20 protein-coding genes and 1 pseudogene are annotated in these 19,696 nt (G+C 56.2%); 13 read left to right on the top strand and 8 right to left on the bottom strand.

The window, feature by feature from the left end:
- Positions 1-13: 13 nt before the first annotated feature.
- Complete coding sequence (locus D5066_RS13660; protein ID WP_119916261.1) at positions 14-337, bottom strand: cupin domain-containing protein; 324 nt, start codon at positions 335-337, stop codon at positions 14-16.
- A gap of 133 nt (positions 338-470) precedes the next feature.
- On the opposite strand from D5066_RS13660, the gene D5066_RS13655 reads away from it, so the two are divergent.
- Complete coding sequence (locus D5066_RS13655; RefSeq protein WP_119916260.1) at positions 471-1,163, top strand: aspartate/glutamate racemase; 693 nt, start codon at positions 471-473, stop codon at positions 1,161-1,163.
- On the opposite strand, the gene D5066_RS13650 is transcribed toward D5066_RS13655, so the two are convergent.
- On the bottom strand, positions 1,158-2,084 hold the full coding sequence (locus D5066_RS13650; protein WP_119916259.1) for a LysR family transcriptional regulator: 927 nt from the start codon (positions 2,082-2,084) through the stop codon (positions 1,158-1,160). The genes D5066_RS13655 and D5066_RS13650 overlap by 6 nt on opposite strands.
- A 122-nt stretch (positions 2,085-2,206) precedes the next feature.
- Between D5066_RS13650 and lysA the strand changes: the two genes are divergently transcribed.
- The gene (lysA, locus tag D5066_RS13645) at positions 2,207-3,469 is read left to right on the top strand and encodes a diaminopimelate decarboxylase (RefSeq protein WP_119916258.1); all 1,263 of its coding nucleotides are present in this window, start codon (positions 2,207-2,209) and stop codon (positions 3,467-3,469) included.
- On the opposite strand, the gene D5066_RS13640 is transcribed toward lysA, so the two are convergent.
- Complete coding sequence (locus tag D5066_RS13640) at positions 3,439-4,476, bottom strand: LacI family DNA-binding transcriptional regulator (RefSeq protein WP_080330094.1); 1,038 nt, start codon at positions 4,474-4,476, stop codon at positions 3,439-3,441. The two genes, lysA and D5066_RS13640, sit on opposite strands and share 31 nt — an antisense overlap.
- Before the next feature lie 220 nt (positions 4,477-4,696).
- On the opposite strand from D5066_RS13640, the gene D5066_RS13635 reads away from it, so the two are divergent.
- Entirely contained in the window at positions 4,697-5,182 is a 486-nt protein-coding gene (locus tag D5066_RS13635; RefSeq protein ID WP_080330095.1) for a GNAT family N-acetyltransferase, read from the top strand.
- Here D5066_RS13635 and galR read toward each other — a convergent pair.
- Positions 5,143-6,159: an HTH-type transcriptional regulator GalR gene (gene galR, locus D5066_RS13630; RefSeq protein WP_080330096.1), complete on the bottom strand. Its 1,017-nt coding sequence runs from the start codon at positions 6,157-6,159 to the stop codon at positions 5,143-5,145. The genes D5066_RS13635 and galR overlap by 40 nt on opposite strands.
- 623 nt (positions 6,160-6,782) lie before the next feature.
- On the opposite strand from galR, the gene aas reads away from it, so the two are divergent.
- Positions 6,783-8,942, top strand: coding sequence for a bifunctional acyl-ACP--phospholipid O-acyltransferase/long-chain-fatty-acid--ACP ligase (aas, locus tag D5066_RS13615; protein ID WP_119916256.1), 2,160 nt, complete (start codon positions 6,783-6,785; stop codon positions 8,940-8,942).
- Complete coding sequence (lplT, locus tag D5066_RS13610) at positions 8,935-10,128, top strand: lysophospholipid transporter LplT (protein WP_119916255.1); 1,194 nt, start codon at positions 8,935-8,937, stop codon at positions 10,126-10,128. The genes aas and lplT overlap by 8 nt, the downstream gene beginning before the upstream one ends.
- Positions 10,129-10,234: 106 nt before the next feature.
- On the opposite strand, the gene D5066_RS13605 is transcribed toward lplT, so the two are convergent.
- From D5066_RS13605 to D5066_RS23350, 4 genes and pseudogenes are all read right to left on the bottom strand, one after another.
- The gene (locus tag D5066_RS13605; protein WP_119916254.1) at positions 10,235-11,275 is read right to left on the bottom strand and encodes an NADP(H)-dependent aldo-keto reductase; all 1,041 of its coding nucleotides are present in this window, start codon (positions 11,273-11,275) and stop codon (positions 10,235-10,237) included.
- A 131-nt stretch (positions 11,276-11,406) separates the two neighbouring features.
- Entirely contained in the window at positions 11,407-11,625 is a 219-nt protein-coding gene (locus tag D5066_RS13600; protein ID WP_014885085.1) for a YgdI/YgdR family lipoprotein, read from the bottom strand.
- Positions 11,626-11,753: 128 nt separating this feature from the next.
- A complete protein-coding gene (mutH, locus tag D5066_RS13595) occupies positions 11,754-12,446 on the bottom strand; it encodes a DNA mismatch repair endonuclease MutH (protein ID WP_080330099.1) in 693 nt (230 codons plus the stop codon).
- 88 nt (positions 12,447-12,534) lie between these two features.
- Positions 12,535-12,687: pseudogene (locus D5066_RS23350) on the bottom strand (hypothetical protein); the annotation flags it as partial.
- A 442-nt stretch (positions 12,688-13,129) separates the two neighbouring features.
- Between D5066_RS23350 and rppH the strand changes: the two are divergent.
- The 8 genes from rppH (at position 13,130) to D5066_RS13550 (ending at position 19,694) form a co-directional block, all read left to right on the top strand.
- Positions 13,130-13,660, top strand: coding sequence for an RNA pyrophosphohydrolase (rppH, locus tag D5066_RS13585; protein ID WP_080330100.1), 531 nt, complete (start codon positions 13,130-13,132; stop codon positions 13,658-13,660).
- A gap of 12 nt (positions 13,661-13,672) precedes the next feature.
- Entirely contained in the window at positions 13,673-15,919 is a 2,247-nt protein-coding gene (ptsP, locus tag D5066_RS13580; RefSeq protein ID WP_119916253.1) for a phosphoenolpyruvate--protein phosphotransferase, read from the top strand.
- A 192-nt stretch (positions 15,920-16,111) separates the two neighbouring features.
- Complete coding sequence (gene lgt / locus D5066_RS13575) at positions 16,112-16,987, top strand: prolipoprotein diacylglyceryl transferase (RefSeq protein WP_028014284.1); 876 nt, start codon at positions 16,112-16,114, stop codon at positions 16,985-16,987.
- A gap of 6 nt (positions 16,988-16,993) precedes the next feature.
- Positions 16,994-17,788 (top strand): thymidylate synthase, encoded by a 795-nt coding sequence (thyA, locus tag D5066_RS13570; RefSeq protein ID WP_014885081.1) that lies wholly within the window; start codon positions 16,994-16,996, stop codon positions 17,786-17,788.
- 184 nt (positions 17,789-17,972) lie between these two features.
- Positions 17,973-18,437 (top strand): prepilin peptidase-dependent protein, encoded by a 465-nt coding sequence (locus D5066_RS13565; RefSeq protein WP_119916277.1) that lies wholly within the window; start codon positions 17,973-17,975, stop codon positions 18,435-18,437.
- On the top strand, positions 18,428-18,988 hold the full coding sequence (locus tag D5066_RS13560; RefSeq protein WP_080330102.1) for a prepilin peptidase-dependent protein: 561 nt from the start codon (positions 18,428-18,430) through the stop codon (positions 18,986-18,988). Before D5066_RS13565 ends, D5066_RS13560 begins: the two co-directional genes overlap by 10 nt.
- Positions 18,985-19,386: a DUF2509 family protein gene (locus tag D5066_RS13555; protein WP_119916252.1), complete on the top strand. Its 402-nt coding sequence runs from the start codon at positions 18,985-18,987 to the stop codon at positions 19,384-19,386. Before D5066_RS13560 ends, D5066_RS13555 begins: the two co-directional genes overlap by 4 nt.
- A complete protein-coding gene (locus D5066_RS13550; protein ID WP_119916251.1) occupies positions 19,371-19,694 on the top strand; it encodes a prepilin-type N-terminal cleavage/methylation domain-containing protein in 324 nt (107 codons plus the stop codon). Before D5066_RS13555 ends, D5066_RS13550 begins: the two co-directional genes overlap by 16 nt.
- Positions 19,695-19,696: the final 2 nt, after the last annotated feature.

Raw genomic sequence — 19,696 nt, 5'->3', positions numbered from 1 at the left:
AAAGGCGCCTTTTTTATGACAGGAAATCCTCGCGAACAGGCGTAAAGGTGTCCAGCAGCGTGCCGGCCCTGAGGCAGACGCAGCCGTGCATCACATGCGGTTTTTTGTAGAGCGTATCTCCGGCCGTCACGACATGCTTCTCTTCACCAATCGTAAATTCAAACTCGCCGGAGAGAACATAGGTTAACTGTTCGTGCGGGTGGTTATGCATTGGACCAATCGCGCCCTGCTCAAAATGCACTTCAACCGCCATCATCCTGCCGCCGTGGGCCAGCACACGACGCGTAACGCCATTCCCCAGATCTTCAGACACTGTCTCTTTGTGAAACATAAACATGGTTTCGCCCTTTATAATAAAACGGTGTTTTATTTAATTTATATCGGTCAGCTTGAAAAGAAAACGACGCAATAAAGAACTGGAAACAGGATCACAAGTTTGCTTCACTGGCTTAAACAAATAAGGAGGGATGATGAAAACGATCGGCCTGTTAGGTGGGATGAGCTGGGAATCAACCATCCCCTATTACCGCCTGATTAACGAAGGGGTAAAACAGCGTCTGGGCGGCCTGCATTCCGCGAGCCTGCTGCTGCACAGCGTTGATTTTCATGAAATCGAAGCCTGCCAGTCGAGCGGGGAATGGGATAAAGCCGGGGAAATCCTGGCTGATGCCGCGCTGGGGCTGGAGCGGGCAGGCGCGCAGGGCATTTTGCTGTGTACCAACACGATGCATAAAGTAGCCTCGCACATTGAAGCGCGCTGTTCGCTGCCGTTCCTGCACATTGCAGACGCCACCGGACGCGCCATCCGCGCCTCAGGGATGTCGCGCGTGGCCTTGCTGGGCACGCGCTACACCATGGAGCAGGATTTTTATCGCGGGCGCCTGCACAGCGAGTTTGGAATAGAAAGCCTGGTACCTGATGAGGAAGACCGGGCGCGCATCAATCAGATCATCTTCGACGAACTCTGCCTCGGTACCTTCAGCGAAACCTCCCGCGCATATTACGTCAGCGTAATAGAAAAACTCGCCCGGCAGGGGGCTGAAGGGGCGATCTTCGGCTGCACGGAGATCGGTTTGCTGGTGCCGGCTGAACGAAGCCCCATCCCGGTATTTGATACCGCAGCCATTCACGCGGCAGATGCCGTGGAATTTATGCTGTCATAACGGGTTTTGCAGGTCAGGTAAGCGAAGCGCCACCTGACGTGCATGCTCAACTAAGTGTTCGGTGAATGCGTCCACCAGCGCAGAAGCCGGGCGGTGCAGCGGGCGGATAAGGCTCACGGTAAACGGGACGGAAACGCTAAAACGGCGGATGACGATCCCGCTCCCGGCATAGTCCAGCGCCGTAAGCGGATTGACGACCGCGACGCCGACGCCTGCACGCACCATCGCGCATATTGATGCCGCGCTGTGCGTTTCCACAACCATCCGCCGCTTCACCTGATGCTCAGCAAAAAGCGTATCCAGCAGCTGTCGGTAGCTGTCGGTTTGCGACAGGCTAATGTAGTTTTCGCCGTGAAAGTCCGCCGGGGTCAGCACCGCCTTGCGGGCTAGCGGATGTCCGGCGGGCAGAACGCACACTTCATCTAATGCGAGCAGTTCCGTGCGCGCCGTTCCCGCAGGGGTCGAGAGGGTTTCGGTCAGCCCGAGATCGTGACGCTGTGCCGACAGCCACTCTTCAAGCAGGGGCGACTCCTGCGGCACAATGGTGAGATTGACCTCAGGATAGCGGGCCAGAAAAGGCTGAAGCAACGTCGGTAAAAAGGATTGAGAGAAGACGGGCAGGCAGACAATCGACAGCTCGCCCTGACGAAACTCGCGCAGGCTTTCCGCCGCGCTGACGATTCTGTCCAGCCCGTACCAGGAGCGCTGCACTTCTTCAAACAGGCGTAGCCCCTGTACCGTCGGGTGAAGTCTGCCCCGGGTGCGTTCGAATAGCTTCAGCTCCAGCACTTTCTCGAATCGCGCCAGCTCACGGCTGACCGTCGGCTGCGAAGTATGCAGCATTTGCGCGGCTTCGGTGAGATTGCCGGTGGTCATCACGGCGTGGAAAATCTCAATATGGCGTAAATTGACGGCGGGCATAGGGCACCTGAATACAGAGAACAGTCCATATCATTTTTGCATAGACTCGCGATAAAACGATATTTTTTATTCTCCTTCCGCTGTGGCGTAATCATAAAAAATGAATTTACCCGGAGAAGACCATGCCACGCCCGCTCAACCAGACGGATACCGATTTGAACGCTGAAAATCTGCTGCGCCTGCCCGCCGAATTTGGCTGCCCGGTGTGGGTCTACGACGCGCAGATTGTTCGCGAGAAGATCGTCGCCCTGCATCAGTTTGACGTAGTGCGTTTTGCCCAGAAGGCCTGCTCCAATATCCATATTCTGCGCCTGATGCGCGAGCAGGGCGTGAAGGTTGACTCCGTGTCGCTGGGGGAAATCGAGCGTGCGCTGGCGGCCGGGTACGATCCGAAATCCGATCCTGATGCGATCGTCTTTACCGCAGATGTTATCGACGACGCAACGCTTGCGCGCGTACATGAACTGCAGGTTCCGGTGAACGCCGGTTCTGTGGATATGCTGGAGCAGCTTGGGCAGGTTTCGCCAGGCCATCGCGTCTGGCTGCGCGTCAACCCGGGCTTTGGTCACGGCCACAGCCAAAAAACCAACACCGGCGGCGAAAACAGCAAGCACGGCATCTGGTATGCCGATATGCCCGCCGCGCTTGAGGTATTGCAGCGCTACAACCTGAAGCTGGTGGGCATTCATATGCACATTGGCTCCGGCGTCGATTACGGTCACCTGGAGCAGGTGTGCGGCGCGATGGTGCGCCAGGTTGTCGACTTCGGTCAGGATCTGGAGGCGATCTCTGCCGGTGGCGGTCTTTCCATCCCTTACCGCGAAGGGGAAGAGGCGATCGACACCGATCACTATTACGGCCTGTGGAGCGCCGCGCGCGATCAAATTGCCGCGCATCTGGGCCATGCCGTGAAGCTGGAAATTGAGCCGGGTCGTTTCCTGGTGGCTGAAGCAGGCGTGCTGGTGGCGCAGGTACGCAGCGTCAAAGAGATGGGCTCACGCCACTTCGTGTTGATTGACGCGGGCTTTAACGACCTGATGCGTCCGTCCATGTACGGCAGCTACCATCACATTACCGCCCTGGCCGCCGATGGCCGCGATTTAACGCACGCCCCGCGCCGCGAGACGGTGGTCGCAGGCCCGCTGTGCGAATCCGGTGACGTATTTACCCAGCAGGAAGGCGGTAAAGTGGAAACCCGCGCGCTGCCGGAGGTGACGCCGGGTGATTATCTGGTGCTGCACGACACCGGGGCGTACGGGGCGTCTATGTCCTCGAACTACAACAGCCGACCGCTGCTGCCGGAAGTGTTGTTTGATAACGGCAAGGCGCGGCTGATCCGTCGTCGTCAGACCATTCAGGAACTGCTGGCTTTAGAACTCATCTGATGAAAGTACGGCCCCGTTGTGACCGAATCGCGTAATACCAGCGTGCCGGTAAATGGCGGGATCGCATCGACCGGCTGGTTTTTTGCCAGCCGGATCGCCTGATCGATAGCCGTGACGATCATGTTATCTATCGGCAGATAAACCGACGACAGCGCAGGCTCCAGCCACTTTGCGCATGGAGCATCGTCAAAGCCGAACAGGGAGATATCCTGCGGGATCTTAAGCCCTGCCTGATGCAGCGCTTTGGACGCGCCCAGCGCCATATCATCGTTACAGGCAAACAGCGCGCTGAACGACACCCCTTCAGCGATAAGCTCTTTACACAGCTCATAGCCCCGCGTCATTCCCGCATCACCGTATTTAATTCGACGCTCGTCCAGACGAATTCCGTGCTTTTCCAGCGCCTTACGGTAGCCCATCAGCCGCGCTTTACCCGTGGGGGTGTGAATCGGAACGGTAATGCAGGCGATCTCCCGGTGGCCCTGATTAATCAGGTAATCCACCGCCTTAAAGGCGGCATCCTGCTGTTCGAAGAACACGCAGCGCTCCGGCGCCTGGCTGACTTCACGGTTGATGACCACCAGCGGCGTTTGCACGGTATTAATCAACTTGATGATCGCCTTTTCGCTCATATAGCGCGTATAAAGCACGATGGCATCGCACTGGCGATCGGCCAGCATCTGCACCGCCTGTTCTTCCTGCTCTGGTGCGTCGTGACCGTCGGTGACGATCAGCTGTTTCCCGTGGGTTTCGGTCTGCCGCGACGCCTGCTGGAGAAGGCGACCAAAGTAAAAGCCGTCGAAGGTGGAGACCACCAGACCAATGCTGTTGCTGGTCTGGTTAGCCAGCGAACGCGCGAGAAAGTTTGGCCGGTAGCCCAGCTCTTCCATCGCAGCAAAGACCTGCTGACGCGTGCTCTCTTTAACCTGACCTGTGCCGTTCAGCACGCGCGAGACGGTAGCCTTCGACACGCCCGCGCGCAGTGAGACATCCAGCATTGTTGCCATTCTACATTCCTGCTTCCACGTAATGGCCTGCAGTTTAACACAGACCTGGCAGCGTATAAGCGATGCGGGAAGCGCAAAACTTCTGCCACGATCACGCTTTTTAGTCACGATTCGCCTGGCCTGCCGGAAGTAAAACTAAATAGTCTGACTCTAGTAAAATAATCAACAAACCGGGCTGGAGGCGTCAGGCCAGCATATTCATTAAAAACGCAGGTAAAACGTGAAAAAGACCGTCATCCTCCCGCTTTACGAGGCACCGCGCTATGCGGAGCAGGTCACCGACTGGATCTGGCACGCCTTTGGCGAGGGGCTTGCACGGGAGTTTTTCCATAGCATCGTAGAGCACAGCCAGACGCCGGGTTCCCTGCCGTTGACCTTTATCGCCGTAGAAGATGAACGGCTTCTCGGCACGGTGGGGCTCTGGCGCTGCGATTTGATCACCCGTCAGGATCTCTGTCCGTGGCTGGCGGCGCTCTACGTTGACGACGCGGCGCGCGGCAAGGGGCTGGCAGGGGCGTTACAGCAGCATGTCATAACCTTTGCCGCGCAGGCGGGGTATGAAGAACTGCATCTGTGGTCTGCCTGCCGTGACTTCTATGAGCGTTACGGCTGGCAGTACATAGGCGATGGACTGGAGTATCCGGATAAAACAGTACACCTTTATCGCTATTCGCTCTGCGCTTCTGCAGGTGCCGAAACGGAGTGACGGCGCACTAACGTTGGGCTGAACAGATGCGTAATATCCGGCGGCTGGCGCTGTTCCGCCAGCGCTAACGCCAGCTCTGCGGCCTGCGTGGCCATCGTGATAATCGGGTAACGTACGGTGGTCAGGCGCGGGCGCACGTAGCGGGAGACCAGCACATCATCAAAGCCAATCAGCGAGATTTCCGCCGGCACCTCAATCCCGTTGTCGTTCAAGACCCCCATTGCCCCGGCGGCCATCGAGTCGTTATAGCTGGCAACCGCGGTGAAATTCCGTCCACGACCCAGCAGCTCCGTCATGGCCTGTTCGCCGCCGCTCTCATCCGGTTCACCGTAGGCCACCAGACGATCGTTGCAGGGCAGACCATTTTCGCGCAGGGCGTCGTAGTAACCCTGCAGGCGGTCTTCCGCATCAGAAATGGGGTGATTGGAACAGAGATAGCCAATGCGGGTATGGCCCTGTTGAATCAGATGACGGGTCGCAAGCCAGGCGCCGTAGCGGTCGTCGAGCGCCACGCAGCGTTTTTCAAACCCTGGAATAATACGGTTGATGATCACCATGCCGGGCATCTGCTTCATCAGGTGAATCAGCTCGGCATCCGGGATCATTTTCGCGTGAACCACCAGCGCCGCGCAGCGGTGGCGGATCAGCTGCTCGATGGCCTGGCGTTCTTTTTGTTCATTATGATAACCGTTGCCGATCAGCAAAAAATTCCCCGTCTGATAAGAGACCTGTTCAACCGCTTTTACCATGGCACCGAAAAAGGGGTCGGAAACATCGCCCACCACCAGCCCAATGGTATCCGTGGACTGCTGAGCGAGCGCGCGGGCGTTGGCGTTGGGATGGTAGTTCAGGGTTTCCATGGCGCTTTGTACCGCCTGGCGCGATGCGTCACTGGCTTTGGGTGAATCATTAATCACGCGGGAGACGGTGGCTACCGACACACCTGCCAGACGAGCCACATCCTTTATTGTCGCCATTCATAACCTTCTTATTAGGGGTAAGCGTTTACACACTAAATAGTGTTGCGGAAAAGTAGCGCGCATTCAAGGGGCGCCAATTTTGGCACGCCACAAACGTGACGCAGAACAACCCTGAAAGTGTAATCGTTACACGCGCAGGCATGTCAGAAAAATGTCATTCTGAACCTTTGGTTACACTTTGCCTCAGGCTGTTGCGATTGTCCGGTGGCGAGGAGGTTAAAGAGGTTGATAGAGTCGAGATCCCAGAGGTATTGATAGGTGGAATCAACTCCGGTTGATTAACACGACTTACACCAGCCTGCGTTTTTACGCAGGTTTTTTTTGCCTGATAGTTCAACCTGTAACAGTTAAAGAGAATATTCACACCTGGTTGCACTTCGGCTCATTCCCTTGCGTTTTCCCGCTGGCGAAGCGCAGGGCGAACGGCCAGAATCAAGATCCCAGAGGTATTGATTGGTGAGAATTCTTAGTACGGTTTCGTACTCATCTCTTGCACCAACCTGCGCGGATGCGCAGGTTTTTTTTCGCCTCCACTTTTGCTGTCGCTCCTGTATCACTTCTCGTGTAATCTGCCACCATTTACTATCTACCCTTCATACTGGCTGGCAAAGGGAGTTGAGATGCTATTTGGGTTCTTCCGTACACTGTTCCGTATTCTCTTTCGCATCCGCGTCACTGGCGATGCCCAGGCGCTTCGCGGCGAACGCGTTCTCATCACACCCAATCATGTTTCCTTTATAGACGGCATCCTGCTGGCGCTGTTTCTGCCCGTGCGTCCGGTATTTGCGGTCTATACCTCCATCAGCCAGCAGTGGTACATGCGCTGGCTCACGCCGTTGATTGATTTTGTGCCGCTCGACCCAACAAAGCCGATGTTGATTAAGCATCTGGTGCGTCTGGTCGAACAGGGCCGTCCGGTGGTCATTTTCCCGGAAGGGCGTATCTCAGTCACCGGATCGCTGATGAAAATCTACGACGGCGCGGGGTTTGTCGCGGCCAAGTCAAAAGCGACCGTGGTGCCGCTGCGTATCGAAGGCGCAGAGCTGACGCATTTCAGCCGTCTGAAGGGGCTGGTGAAACAGCGCCTGTTCCCTAAAATTACCCTGCATATTCTGCCGCCAACGTCGCTCCCGATGCCCGACGCGCCGCGCGCCCGCGATCGCCGTAAAATCGCCGGGGAAATGCTGCACCAGATTATGATGGAAGCGCGCATGGCCGTTCGTCCGCGCGAAACGCTGTATGAATCCCTGCTTTCGGCGCAGTATCGCTACGGCGCAAAGAAAAACTGTATTGAAGACATCAACTTCACACCGGACACCTATCGCAAGCTGCTGACCAAGACCCTGTTTGTGGGCCGAATTCTGGAGAAGTACAGCAAAAAGGGCGAAAAAATTGGCCTTATGCTGCCTAACGCGGGCATCAGCGCGGCGGTGATTTTTGGTGCGGTTTCCCGGGGCCGTATTCCGGCGATGATGAACTACACGGCGGGCGTGAAAGGGCTGACCAGCGCCATTACCGCCGCCCAAATTAATACCGTCTTTACCTCCCGACAGTTTCTGGACAAAGGCAAGCTGTGGCATCTTCCGGAACAGCTGACCCAGGTGCGCTGGGTCTTCCTGGAGGATCTGAAAGCGGACGTGACCACCGGCGACAAGCTGTGGATTTTTGCGCATCTGTTTATGCCGCATCTGGCGCAGGTCAAACAGCAGCCGGAAGATGATGCAATTATCCTCTTTACCTCGGGTTCGGAGGGCAACCCGAAAGGCGTGGTCCACAGCCACAAGAGCATTCTGGCCAACGTTGAGCAGATCAAAAGCATTGCCGACTTTACCGCCAATGACCGTTTTATGTCGGCGCTGCCGCTGTTCCACTCCTTTGGCCTGACGGTGGGGCTGTTTACGCCGCTGCTGACCGGTGCCGAGGTGTTCCTCTATCCCAGCCCGCTGCACTACCGCATTGTGCCGGAGCTGGTGTATGACCGTAACTGCACCGTGCTGTTCGGGACCTCAACCTTCCTGGGTAACTATGCGCGTTTCGCCAATCCGTATGATTTTTATCGCGTGCGGTACGTGGTGGCCGGTGCGGAAAAGCTGCAGGAGAGCACGCGTCAGATCTGGCAGGACAAGTTTGGCCTGCGTATTCTTGAAGGTTATGGCGTGACCGAGTGCGCGCCCGTTGTCTCGATCAACGTACCGATGGCGGCGAAGCCGGGGACGGTGGGCCGAATTCTGCCGGGGATGGACGCGCGCTTGCTGGCCGTGCCGGGCATTGAGGACGGAGGCCGCCTGCAGCTGAAAGGACCGAACGTAATGAACGGTTACCTGCGCGTGGAAAACCCGGGCGTGCTGGAAGCGCCAACGGCGGAAAACGTCAACGGCGAGGTTGAAACCGGCTGGTACGACACGGGTGATATCGTGCGTTTCGACGAACACGGCTTTGTGCAGATTCAGGGGCGCGCAAAACGCTTCGCTAAAATCGCTGGTGAGATGGTCTCTCTGGAAATGGTGGAGCAACTGGCGACGGCCGTCTCCGCCGATAAGCTGCATGCGACGGTGGTCAAAAGTGATGCCAGCAAAGGCGAGGCGCTGGTGCTGTTTACGACCGACAGTGAGCTTAAGCGCGACAGGTTACTGAGCTATGCGCGTGAACACGGTATTCCGGAGCTGGCGGTGCCGCGCGATATCCGCGTTCTGAAGCAGCTTCCGGTGCTGGGTAGCGGCAAGCCCGATTTCGTGACCCTGAAGGGCATGGTTGATGAGGCGGAGCAGCAAAATGCGTGAGTCAGTACACACTAACACCTCCCTGCGTTCGAAAGGCATGATGGCGGTCATCGCCGCGCAGTTTCTCTCTGCGTTCGGTGATAACGCGCTGCTGTTTGCCACTCTGGCGCTGCTGAAAGCCGAATTTTACCCCGACTGGAGTCAGCCGATCCTGCAGATGGTGTTTGTGGGCGCTTACATTATTTTTGCTCCGTTTGTAGGGCAGGTGGCAGACAGTTTCCCCAAAGGCCGGGTGATGATGTTTGCCAACGGCCTTAAGCTGCTGGGGGCCGCCAGTATCTGCTTCGGCTTCAACCCGTTTATTGGCTACACGCTGGTGGGCATCGGTGCTGCCGCCTACTCCCCGGCGAAGTATGGCATCCTCGGGGAGCTGACCACTGGCGATAAGCTGGTGAAGGCCAACGGTCTGATGGAGTCGTCAACCATAGCCGCTATCCTGCTCGGCTCGGTTGCGGGGGGCGTCCTGGCCGACTGGCATGTCCTGGCGGCACTGGGCGTATGCGCGGCTGTGTATGGCGGCGCGGTCGTGGCGAACCTGTTTATTCCGAAGTTGTCGGTGGCACGCCCAGGGCAATCCTGGCGCTTTAAACCGATGACCGGCAGTTTCTTTAACGCGTGCCGTGTGCTGTGGCGTAACGGGGAAACGCGTTTCTCTCTGATGGGAACCAGTATGTTCTGGGGCGCGGGCGTCACGCTGCGCTTCCTGCTGGTGCTGTGGGTGCCGGTGGCGCTGGGTATCACTGACAACGCGACGCCAACCTACCTTAATGCCATGGTGGCGATTGGCATTGTCGTTGGTGCGGGCGCGGCGGCGAAGCTGGTGACGCTTGAAACGGTTGCTCGCTGCATGCCCGCGGGGGTGCTGATTGGCGTCGTGGTGCTTATTTTCTCGCTGCAACATGCGTTACTGCCCGCTTATGCCCTGCTGATCCTGATTGGTATTCTGGGGGGCTTCTTCGTGGTGCCGCTGAACGCGTTACTGCAGGAGCGTGGCAAGCAGACCGTCGGGGCGGGAAATGCCATTGCGGTACAAAACCTCGGTGAAAACCTGGCCATGTTGTTAATGCTGGGGCTTTACTCGCTGGCGGTAAAAGTGGGTGTCCCGGTGGTGGCAATTGGCGTCGGATTTGGTGGGCTGTTCGCGGCGGCGATTGCGGGGTTGTGGATCTGGCAGCGTCGTCGTTGATCTCTTTGCCCGGTGGCGGCTTCGCCTTACCGGGCCTACAAAATCAGCAAACATCACGAAACGTAGGCCGGGTCAGGCGAAGCCGCCACCCGGCAAAAGCGTTCAGCTATGGTGCCGGGTATATGTATACCTGATGCACCGCTTCAATCTCCGCTAGCACCTCTTCACTCAGGTTCAGATGGAAACTCACAATGTTCGTTTTCAGCTGTTCCATCGTGGTTGCACCCAGCAGGGTACTGGCAACAAAAGGCTGACGTCGCACGAAGGCCAGCGCCATCTGCGCAGGATCAAGGCCGTGACGCTTCGCGATGTCCACATAGGCTGCGACGGCTTTCTGCGTCTGCTCGCCGCTGTAGCGGGTAAAGCGGCTAAAGAGGGTATTACGTGCCCCGGCCGGTTTCGCACCGTTCAGGTATTTCCCCGTCAGCGTGCCAAAGCCGAGGCATGAATAGGCGAGCAGTTCCACTTCCTCATATTGCGTCACTTCGGCCAGACCCACCTCATAGCTGCGGTTAAGCAGGCTGTACGGGTTCTGGATAGTCACGATGCGCGGCAGATCGTGCTTATCCGCCAGGTGCAGATAGCGCATCACGCCAAAGGCCGTTTCGTTGGACACGCCAATGTAGCGGATTTTTCCCGCGCGCTGGCATTCGGTCAGCGCCTCCAGCGTTTCCAGCAGCGTAACGGCGGGGGCACTCTCATTCCAGCTGTAGCCGAGCTTGCCAAAACAGTTGGTTGGACGCTGAGGCCAGTGGACCTGGTACAGGTCGAGATAGTCGGTTTGCAGGCGCTTCAGGCTGGCGTCCAGCGCGGCGCGAATATTTTTGCGATCGAGGATCTGGTTTGGGCGGATCCCGGCATCGTTGTTCCGCGCGGGGCCACTCACTTTCGAGGCGATAACCAGCTTTTCACGGTTACCGCGTTTTGCCAGCCAGTTACCGACGTAGGTCTCGGTAAGTCCCTGCGTTTCAGGGCGTGGAGGCACAGGATACATTTCTGCGACATCAATCAGGTTAATTCCCTGGCTGACGGCATAATCGAGTTGTGCATGGGCATCGGCTTCGCTGTTTTGTTCACCAAATGTCATCGTGCCCAACCCCAGTTGACTTATCTCCAGAGCGCTGTGGGGGATACGGTGATAATGCATAGCCGGCTTCCTTCAATAGACATGTAGACCGCGTCAGGAACCTCCCGACAAAGGACTATAAACATGGCAGAGGGGAAGCAAAAGGGGAAGAAAAAAATCAAAAAGGCCAGTAGGCTACTGACCTCCGACCGTTATCGCTCAATAATTTGCGAGACTTCGTCGCGATTGATCTGCATTTTATTACCTGCCTGATCGTGGTAGCTGACCAGTCCAGTATCGTCATCGACTTCAGGTTTACCGTCGGTCAGGATCATCCTGCCATCTTTTGTCGCCATGACGTAATCGCTGCTACAGCCCGATACGGCAAACGCCAACCCGACTGCTGAAATCAACACCGCCCATTTTTTCATCGTTATCGTCCTCATCTGGCTCGTATCAAATCATAGTGTAGTATTAACCCGTTATGGCAACAGGGTGAAGCGGTAAAATCTTAAAAACCAGGCGATTATGTTTGTGAGCTCGCAAAATAAGTAAAAAACTATGTTTTTAGTAAGAAATGACGAGCAAGCAGCGCGCCGGTGAAATTCTTTTTGAGATAAAAACCGCGCGGCAACGTCAGGATTGGCTCGCCCAGTGCGCCGATCGCCTCGGTCAGCGCTTTGCTGTTAGCTGCTTTAGGGCGCAGCTGTAATACCTCTCCGTGTCGGGCGGTGATGCGCTCGACCTGACCGAGCACAATCATGTCCATCAGCTCTTCCCAGTCCAGGCGCAGCTGATGCTCCTCCTCTTCATCCGGGCTCCAGAGCAGCGGGGCGCCCACGCGGCGTTCAGCCAGCGGGATTTGTCGTTCACCTTCAACCGGCACCCAAAGCACGCGTTTCAGCTTATGACGCACGTGGCTGGTTTCCCACGTCACCCCGGTATTGCCGGTTAAGGGGGCTACGCAGACAAAGGTGGTCTCCAGGGGCTTACCCTGGCTGTCGATGGGAATGGTTTTTAGCTCGACGCCAAGGGCAGCGAAATCTTGCTCTGGCTTGCTCCCGGCGCTGGCACCCAGCCACAGCTCCAGCAGCATGCCGATCCAGCCCTTATCTCGCTTCAGATCCTTCGGGATCGGAAGCCCTGCCATCGCCGCCAGTTCGCCCAGCGAGAAGCCTGCCAGACGCTGAGCCTGCTGTAGCAGCTGGCTTTCGCTCGACGGCGGTGAGAGCAAGGGTGAAAGCGGATGCATGACGATAACCTTTTGATTAAAAAATAAACGAAGAAAGAGTCCCCTGTGGATAGAGTTTAACTTTTTCTGTACCAATATTCCATGTGCATGATTTATAGGTTTTTTTATGACTTTCCCACGGTTTCATCAGAGACGAAAAACGGGTTGTTCAAATCTGGTCACTGACAATAAACAGGATCTTACACCATGTTATCCACAGAAAAGTGGGATAACTGGGCATAACCCTGACTACTGTTTCAATTTACAGCCTTGACGTGCGATGAAAATCCAAATTTCAAACAAATTGTGCCTAACTTATTGGCACAATCTGTGGATAAAACCGACGCTGTTCGATCTTTCATCAGCACGACGATCCCTGCTGTGACGATTGTCACGCTATTCTGCGTTTTGTTTGCCGCTATTAGTATAATCCAATGAAAAATATAGCTTTATATTTAAGGGGGGAAACAGTAGGGCAGAGGCCGTTTCAGGTTGTTCATCGGTAATCAGACACTTCTTCACAACTATATCCACAGAAAAGGTGAATAAAATTACCCTCGTTACCGCACATCTGTTTATAACTCTGCACTTATTTGTGAGTTATTCAAATGTTATTAGGTTGCAGGCCTGTAAGAGAGTGGTTTACCGCCTCACTGGAGTGTGAAACAATCATTCATATATAAGGTTTAGTTTGGGGTAGTCCGGTGATTGATGACGATGGCTACCGCCCGAACGTAGGAATAGTAATTTGTAATCGTCAGGGCCAGGTCATGTGGGCCCGTCGATATGGTCAGCACTCCTGGCAGTTCCCGCAAGGCGGGATCAATCCGGGAGAGTCCCCAGAACAAGCGATGTACCGGGAGCTTTTTGAAGAGGTCGGTTTAAGCCGAAAAGATGTTCGCATCCTGGCCTCGACCCGCAACTGGTTGCGTTACAAGTTACCGAAACGTTTGGTGCGTTGGGACACAAAGCCGGTTTGTATCGGCCAGAAACAGAAGTGGTTTCTTCTGCAGTTGGTGGGCAACGATTCAGACATCAATATGCAAACCAGCAGTACGCCAGAGTTCGATGGCTGGCGCTGGGTAAGCTATTGGTATCCTGTTCGTCAGGTCGTGTCATTTAAGCGCGATGTTTACCGTAGGGTGATGAAAGAGTTCGCAAGTGTCGTCATGCAGCTTCAGGAGATCCCGCCTAAGCCGCAGACCGCACCTGCCTGGCGACGTAAAAGAGGTTAAGCTACGCAAATCATGCTCACCCGCTTGCGAGAAATAGTCGAGAAAGTGGCCAGCGCCCCGCGTCTGAACGAGGCGTTGAATATTCTGGTCACTGACATCTGTCTTGCGATGGAGACCGAGGTCTGTTCGGTGTATCTGGCCGACCACGATCGGCGCTGCTATTACCTGATGGCGACCCGTGGTTTGAAAAAGCCACGTGGACGCACCGTAACGCTCGCATTTGATGAAGGTATCGTCGGTCTGGTTGGGCGACTGGCTGAGCCTATTAACCTTGCCGACGCGCAAAAACACCCCAGCTTTAAATACATTCCTTCCGTAAAAGAAGAGCGCTTCCGCGCGTTTCTGGGTGTGCCGATTATTCAGCGTCGTCAGCTGCTCGGCGTGCTGGTCGTCCAGCAGCGCGAGCTGCGTCAGTATGATGAAAGCGAAGAGTCCTTCCTGGTCACGCTGGCTACGCAGATGGCCGCGATCCTCTCTCAGTCTCAGCTTGCTGCGCTCTTCGGTCAGTATCGCCACACGCGCATTCGCGCCCTTCCGGCATCGCCAGGCGTGGCGATTGCGGAGGGCTGGATGGACGCCACGCTGCCGTTGATGGAGCAGGTCTACGAGGCCTCTACACTTGATGAAGCGCTGGAGCGCGAGCGCCTTACCGCCGCGCTGGAAGAGGCGGCCAATGAGTTCCGTCGCTACAGCAAGCGCTTCGCCGCCGGCGCGCAAAAAGAGACGGCGGCCATCTTCGACCTCTACTCACACCTGCTTTCCGACACGCGTCTGCGCCGTGAGCTTTTTGCCGAGGTTGATAAAGGCGCAGTGGCGGAGTGGGCCGTTAAAAAGGTCATCGAAAAATTTGCCGAGCAATTCGCGGCGCTGACCGACGGTTACCTGAAAGAGCGGGCGGGGGATCTCCGCGCGCTGGGACAGCGCCTGCTGTTCCACCTCGATGACACCATTCAGGGGCCGAATGCCTGGCCAAAACGGTTTGTGCTGGTGGCGGATGAACTTTCGGCAACAACGCTGGCCGAGCTGCCGCAGGACAGACTCGCCGGGGTGGTCGTACGCGATGGTGCAGCGAACTCCCATGCCGCCATTATGGTGCGCGCGCTCGGTATTCCTACCGTTATGGGAGCGGATATCCAGCCCTCGGTGCTGCACCGCCGCACGCTGGTGGTTGATGGTTACCGTGGTGAACTGCTGGTCGATCCTGAGCCGGTTCTGCTCCAGGAATATCAGCGTCTCATCAGCGAAGAGAATGAATTAAGCAAGCTGGCGGAAGATGACGTTAACCTGCCCGCACAGCTTAAGAGTGGTGAGCGGATCAAAGTCATGCTCAACGCCGGTTTAAGCCCTGAGCATGAAGAGAAGCTTGGCAGCCGCATCGACGGTATTGGCTTATACCGCACTGAAATCCCCTTTATGCTGCAGAGCGGTTTCCCCTCCGAAGAGGAGCAGGTGGCGCAGTATCAGGGGATGCTGCAGATGTTTAACGACAAGCCTGTCACTCTGCGAACCCTGGACGTCGGGGCGGATAAACAGCTGCCCTATATGCCGATCAGCGAAGAGAACCCGTGTCTGGGCTGGCGTGGGATCCGCATTACGCTCGATCAGCCGGAGATCTTCCTGATCCAGGTACGTGCGATGCTGCGCGCCAACGCGGCGACGGGCAATCTCAGCATCCTGCTGCCAATGGTCACCAGCATTGATGAGATTGACGAGTCACGGCGCCTGATCGAACGTGCTGGTCGTGAAGTGGAAGAGATGATTGGCTATGCGATCCCGAAACCGCGGATCGGTGTCATGCTCGAAGTGCCGTCAATGGTCTTTATGCTGCCACAGCTGGCAACCCGCGTTGATTTTATCTCTGTCGGCACGAACGACCTGACGCAATATATTCTGGCCGTCGACCGGAACAACACCCGCGTGGCCAGTATCTACGATAGCCTGCACCCGGCTATCATTCGTGCGTTAGCGATGATTGCCCGCGAGGCTGAACAGTACGGGATTGATCTACGCCTGTGCGGTGAAATGGCTGGCGACTCGATGTGCGTCGCGATCCTGATTGGTCTGGGATATCGTCATCTGTCGATGAACGGTCGCGCTGTAGCGCGCGTGAAGTATTTGTTGCGGCATATCGACATCAATGATGCCCGCGAGCTGGCTGAGCGCAGCCTGGACGCGCAGCTGGCTGCTGAGGTTCGTCACCAGGTCGCGGCGTTTATGGAGCGACGCGGCATGGGCGGCCTGATCCGCGGCGGTCGCTAATCGTCTTTCGCCCTCTCCCTGTGGAGAGGGCGCCAGCGTGCACAAAACCCTATACACATCTTTTACATCTCTGGCGCATCCTCCGCGCCCGCCTTGTGCTATGATTCGCAACTTTGGAGCCTCTGCTTAAGGCAGAATCGCATTTCTACCGCTGTCCACTTTCAGCGGAATAACAACATCTTGTGGTGACAGATGAACAGTGGTTATCTGCATTTTCCGGAGTTTGATCCGGTCATTTTCTCAGTAGGACCTGTCTCGCTTCACTGGTACGGTTTGATGTACCTGGTGGGCTTCATTTTTGCCATGTGGCTCGCGGGCCGACGCGCCAGCCGTCCGGGCAGCGGCTGGACCAAAAACGAAGTTGAAAACCTGCTGTACGCGGGCTTCCTCGGCGTGTTCCTCGGTGGCCGTATTGGGTATGTGCTGTTCTATAACTTCCCGGTATTCCTGAACGATCCCCTTTATCTGTTCCGCGTCTGGGACGGCGGCATGTCTTTCCACGGCGGCCTGATTGGGGTGATCCTGGTGATGGTGATTTTTGCCAAACGCACCAAACGCAACTTCTTCCAGGTGTCAGATTTTATCGCACCGCTGATCCCGTTTGGTCTGGGGGCGGGCCGTCTGGGCAACTTTATCAACGGTGAGCTGTGGGGCCGCGTCGATCCGAGCGTGCCGTATACGATGCTCTTCCCGGGCTCCCGCGCAGAAGATATTGCGCTGCTGCCTTCGCACCCGGAGTGGCAGTCTATTTTCGATACCTACGGCGTGCTGCCGCGCCATATGTCGCAGCTGTACGAACTGGCGCTGGAAGGCGTGGTGCTGTTTATCATTCTGAACCTGTTTATTCGCAAACCGCGCCCGATGGGGGCTGTTTCCGGTCTGTTCCTGATTGGCTATGGCGCATTCCGCATCATCGTCGAGTTCTTCCGCCAGCCTGACGCCCAGTTTACCGGCGAATGGGTACAGTACATCAGCATGGGGCAGATCCTCTCCATTCCGATGATCGTAGCGGGTGCCATTATGATGATTTGGGCGTATCGTCGTCGTCCACAGCAACAACTTTCCTGAGGAACCATGAAACAGTATCTTGAATTGATGAAAAAAGTGCTCGACGAGGGCACGCCGAAAAACGACCGCACCGGCACCGGTACGCTCTCCATTTTTGGCCACCAGATGCGCTTCAACCTGCAAGAAGGCTTCCCACTGGTGACGACAAAGCGCTGCCACCTGCGCTCGATCATTCATGAACTGCTCTGGTTCCTGCAAGGTGACACCAACGTTGCGTATCTGCACGAAAATAACGTTTCAATCTGGGACGAATGGGCAGATGAAAACGGTAACCTGGGCCCGGTTTACGGCAAGCAGTGGCGCGCATGGCCAACGCCTGATGGCCGCCATATTGACCAGATCACCACCGTTATGAACCAGCTGAAAAACGATCCGGACTCGCGCCGAATTATCGTTTCCGCCTGGAACGTGGGCGAGCTGGATAAAATGGCGCTGGCTCCGTGCCACGCGTTCTTCCAGTTCTATGTTGCTGATGGCAAGCTCTCTTGTCAGCTCTACCAGCGCTCCTGTGACGTGTTCCTTGGCCTGCCGTTTAACATTGCCAGCTACGCGCTGTTAGTTCACATGATGGCGCAGCAGTGCGACCTCGAAGTGGGTGATTTCGTCTGGACCGGTGGGGACACCCATCTGTACAGCAACCACATGGAGCAAACGCATCTTCAGCTGACGCGCGAACCGCGTGCGCTGCCGAAGCTGATTATCAAACGTAAACCGGCATCAATCTTCGATTACCGCTTTGATGATTTTGAGATTGAGGGCTACGACCCGCATCCTGGCATCAAAGCGCCCGTCGCTATCTGATGCGGTAAAGCGTGACATAACCGGTGCTAATTAGCGCCGGTTTTTTTTCGACTTTATTCCGTTTTCCGAAGCGTTATCCAAAAAGTGTGCAACGCGCTGCAACACGCTGAATTCTCCGGATAACGCCTCGTAAAACGAAAATCCCTTGCTCGCCATGTTCACGGCGCTTCGCCACACTCCCGGCATGAAAAAAGAGAACGGCTTTACGCTTATCGAAACGCTGGTTGCCATTTCGCTTGTCGTTATCCTCAGTGCCTCAGGTCTTTACGGCTGGGACAGCTGGCAACGGCAGCAGCGGCTGTGGCAAACCGCCAGCCAGGTGCGCGACTACCTGGTGTTTCTGCGCAACGACGCCAACCGGCATAACCGCGACCATCAAATTCGCCTTCAGCGGGCGGGGGAAAAGGAGTGCCTCGTGAGCTCTGCCGTACAAGGCTGTGAGAAGGAGAGCCCTTTTGTACTGTTTCTACTTTGGTCAGAGGTCGCGGTGAGCGAGGTAACGCCGTTATTAGGGTTTTATGGATTGAGGGATACGGCATGGGCAGGGCGGATCCGCGTTCATAGCCGCGCAGGAGAATGGCTGATTATTGTCTCTGATGGAGGGCGCATCAGGATGTGCAAGATCTCAGAAGGAGGCTCATGTCGATGAAACAGCGCGGTTTCTCACTGACTGAAGTTCTGATTGCTACGGCAATCAGTAGCCTGTTGTTGATTAGCGCATCGCGCTTTTTACCCGGATTGCAGCGGGCGGTATTACTGCAATCCGGCCAGAGAGAACTGGAAGAAGAGGTCTGGCAGCGCCTGTTTGCCCTTGGCAAACAGCTTCAGCGTGCGGGTTACTGCGCGGGAAACTGCCAGGAGCAAGGGCTGGCGATCGCAAGACAGGGTAGCTGTATCATTGCGCGGTGGGATGCCAACAGTAACGGCCGTTGGGATCGCAGTGCATCAGAAAATGACAGCACCGGTTTTCGTCTGGAGTCGGGCGCGCTGGAAACCTTGCGTGGCGCAATATCGTGTGACGGTAAGGGATGGGAAAAGCTTACAGACCCGGACAGGCTTGTTATCACGCACTTTTTGGTGAGGAAGGTTGAACACGCCGGGTTTGCGCCTGAGCTGAATATCGAACTGTCCGCCATTCACAAAGGCGAGCAGGGGAAGCCTTATCAGGCTTTGTACGCGGTCACGGGGTATAACCTGTGAATCGTCAACGTGGAATGTCTTCGCTGGCGCTGGTTCTGCTTTTACTGGTGCTTGGTACGCTGATCCTCACCGGCCTTAACCAGCAACTGACAACGTTCAGTACGCTTGTTGGCGGTGAGAGCCGTTCGCTGCAGCAACAGGCGGCTGTCCAGTCAGCGCTTGAGTGGGGACGTGTTCAGAGCTGGTCATCCCATCCTGAAGTCCAGTGCAAACAGGCATCGTCGTGGCGAGTGTGTCTGCGCCCGCTGGGTGAAACGACGGTTTTACTGATTGCCGGAGACGGCGACCTGCTGCTCTGGCGTTCAGGAGAGATCATCGACGGGAAAATTCGCTTTTCCCCTCACGGCTGGAGTGATTTTTGCCCGTTAAAGGAGCGTTCGCTATGCCAACTGCCGTAAACAGAGAAAAAGGATTTAGCATGGTAGAGGTTCTTCTGGCGATGATGCTGCTGGTGATCGTTGTGACGGCTCTGTCGGGTTATCACCGCGCGCTGGCGGCGCGGTTTAGCGTGTTTAACCAATATCGCCAGCTCTGGCACCATGCCTGGAATCAGTCTCAGTTCTCAACAAATGTTCTCCCCGCAGGCTGGCAGGCCAGTCGGGTGCAGACAACGCACGCAGGATGTGTCAGCATCACGGCTACACTTATTTCTCCTCTGGGGCGGCGCGGTGAGTTAACGCGTCTGCATTGCCCGGTTAGCCAGTAGTC

Origin of the sequence: Enterobacter chuandaensis, assembly GCF_003594915.1 — a bacterium.
Classification (GTDB): domain Bacteria; phylum Pseudomonadota; class Gammaproteobacteria; order Enterobacterales; family Enterobacteriaceae; genus Enterobacter; species Enterobacter chuandaensis.
Note: the sequence above shows the minus strand (reverse complement) of the source record. Positions and strands in the feature narration are given on the sequence as shown.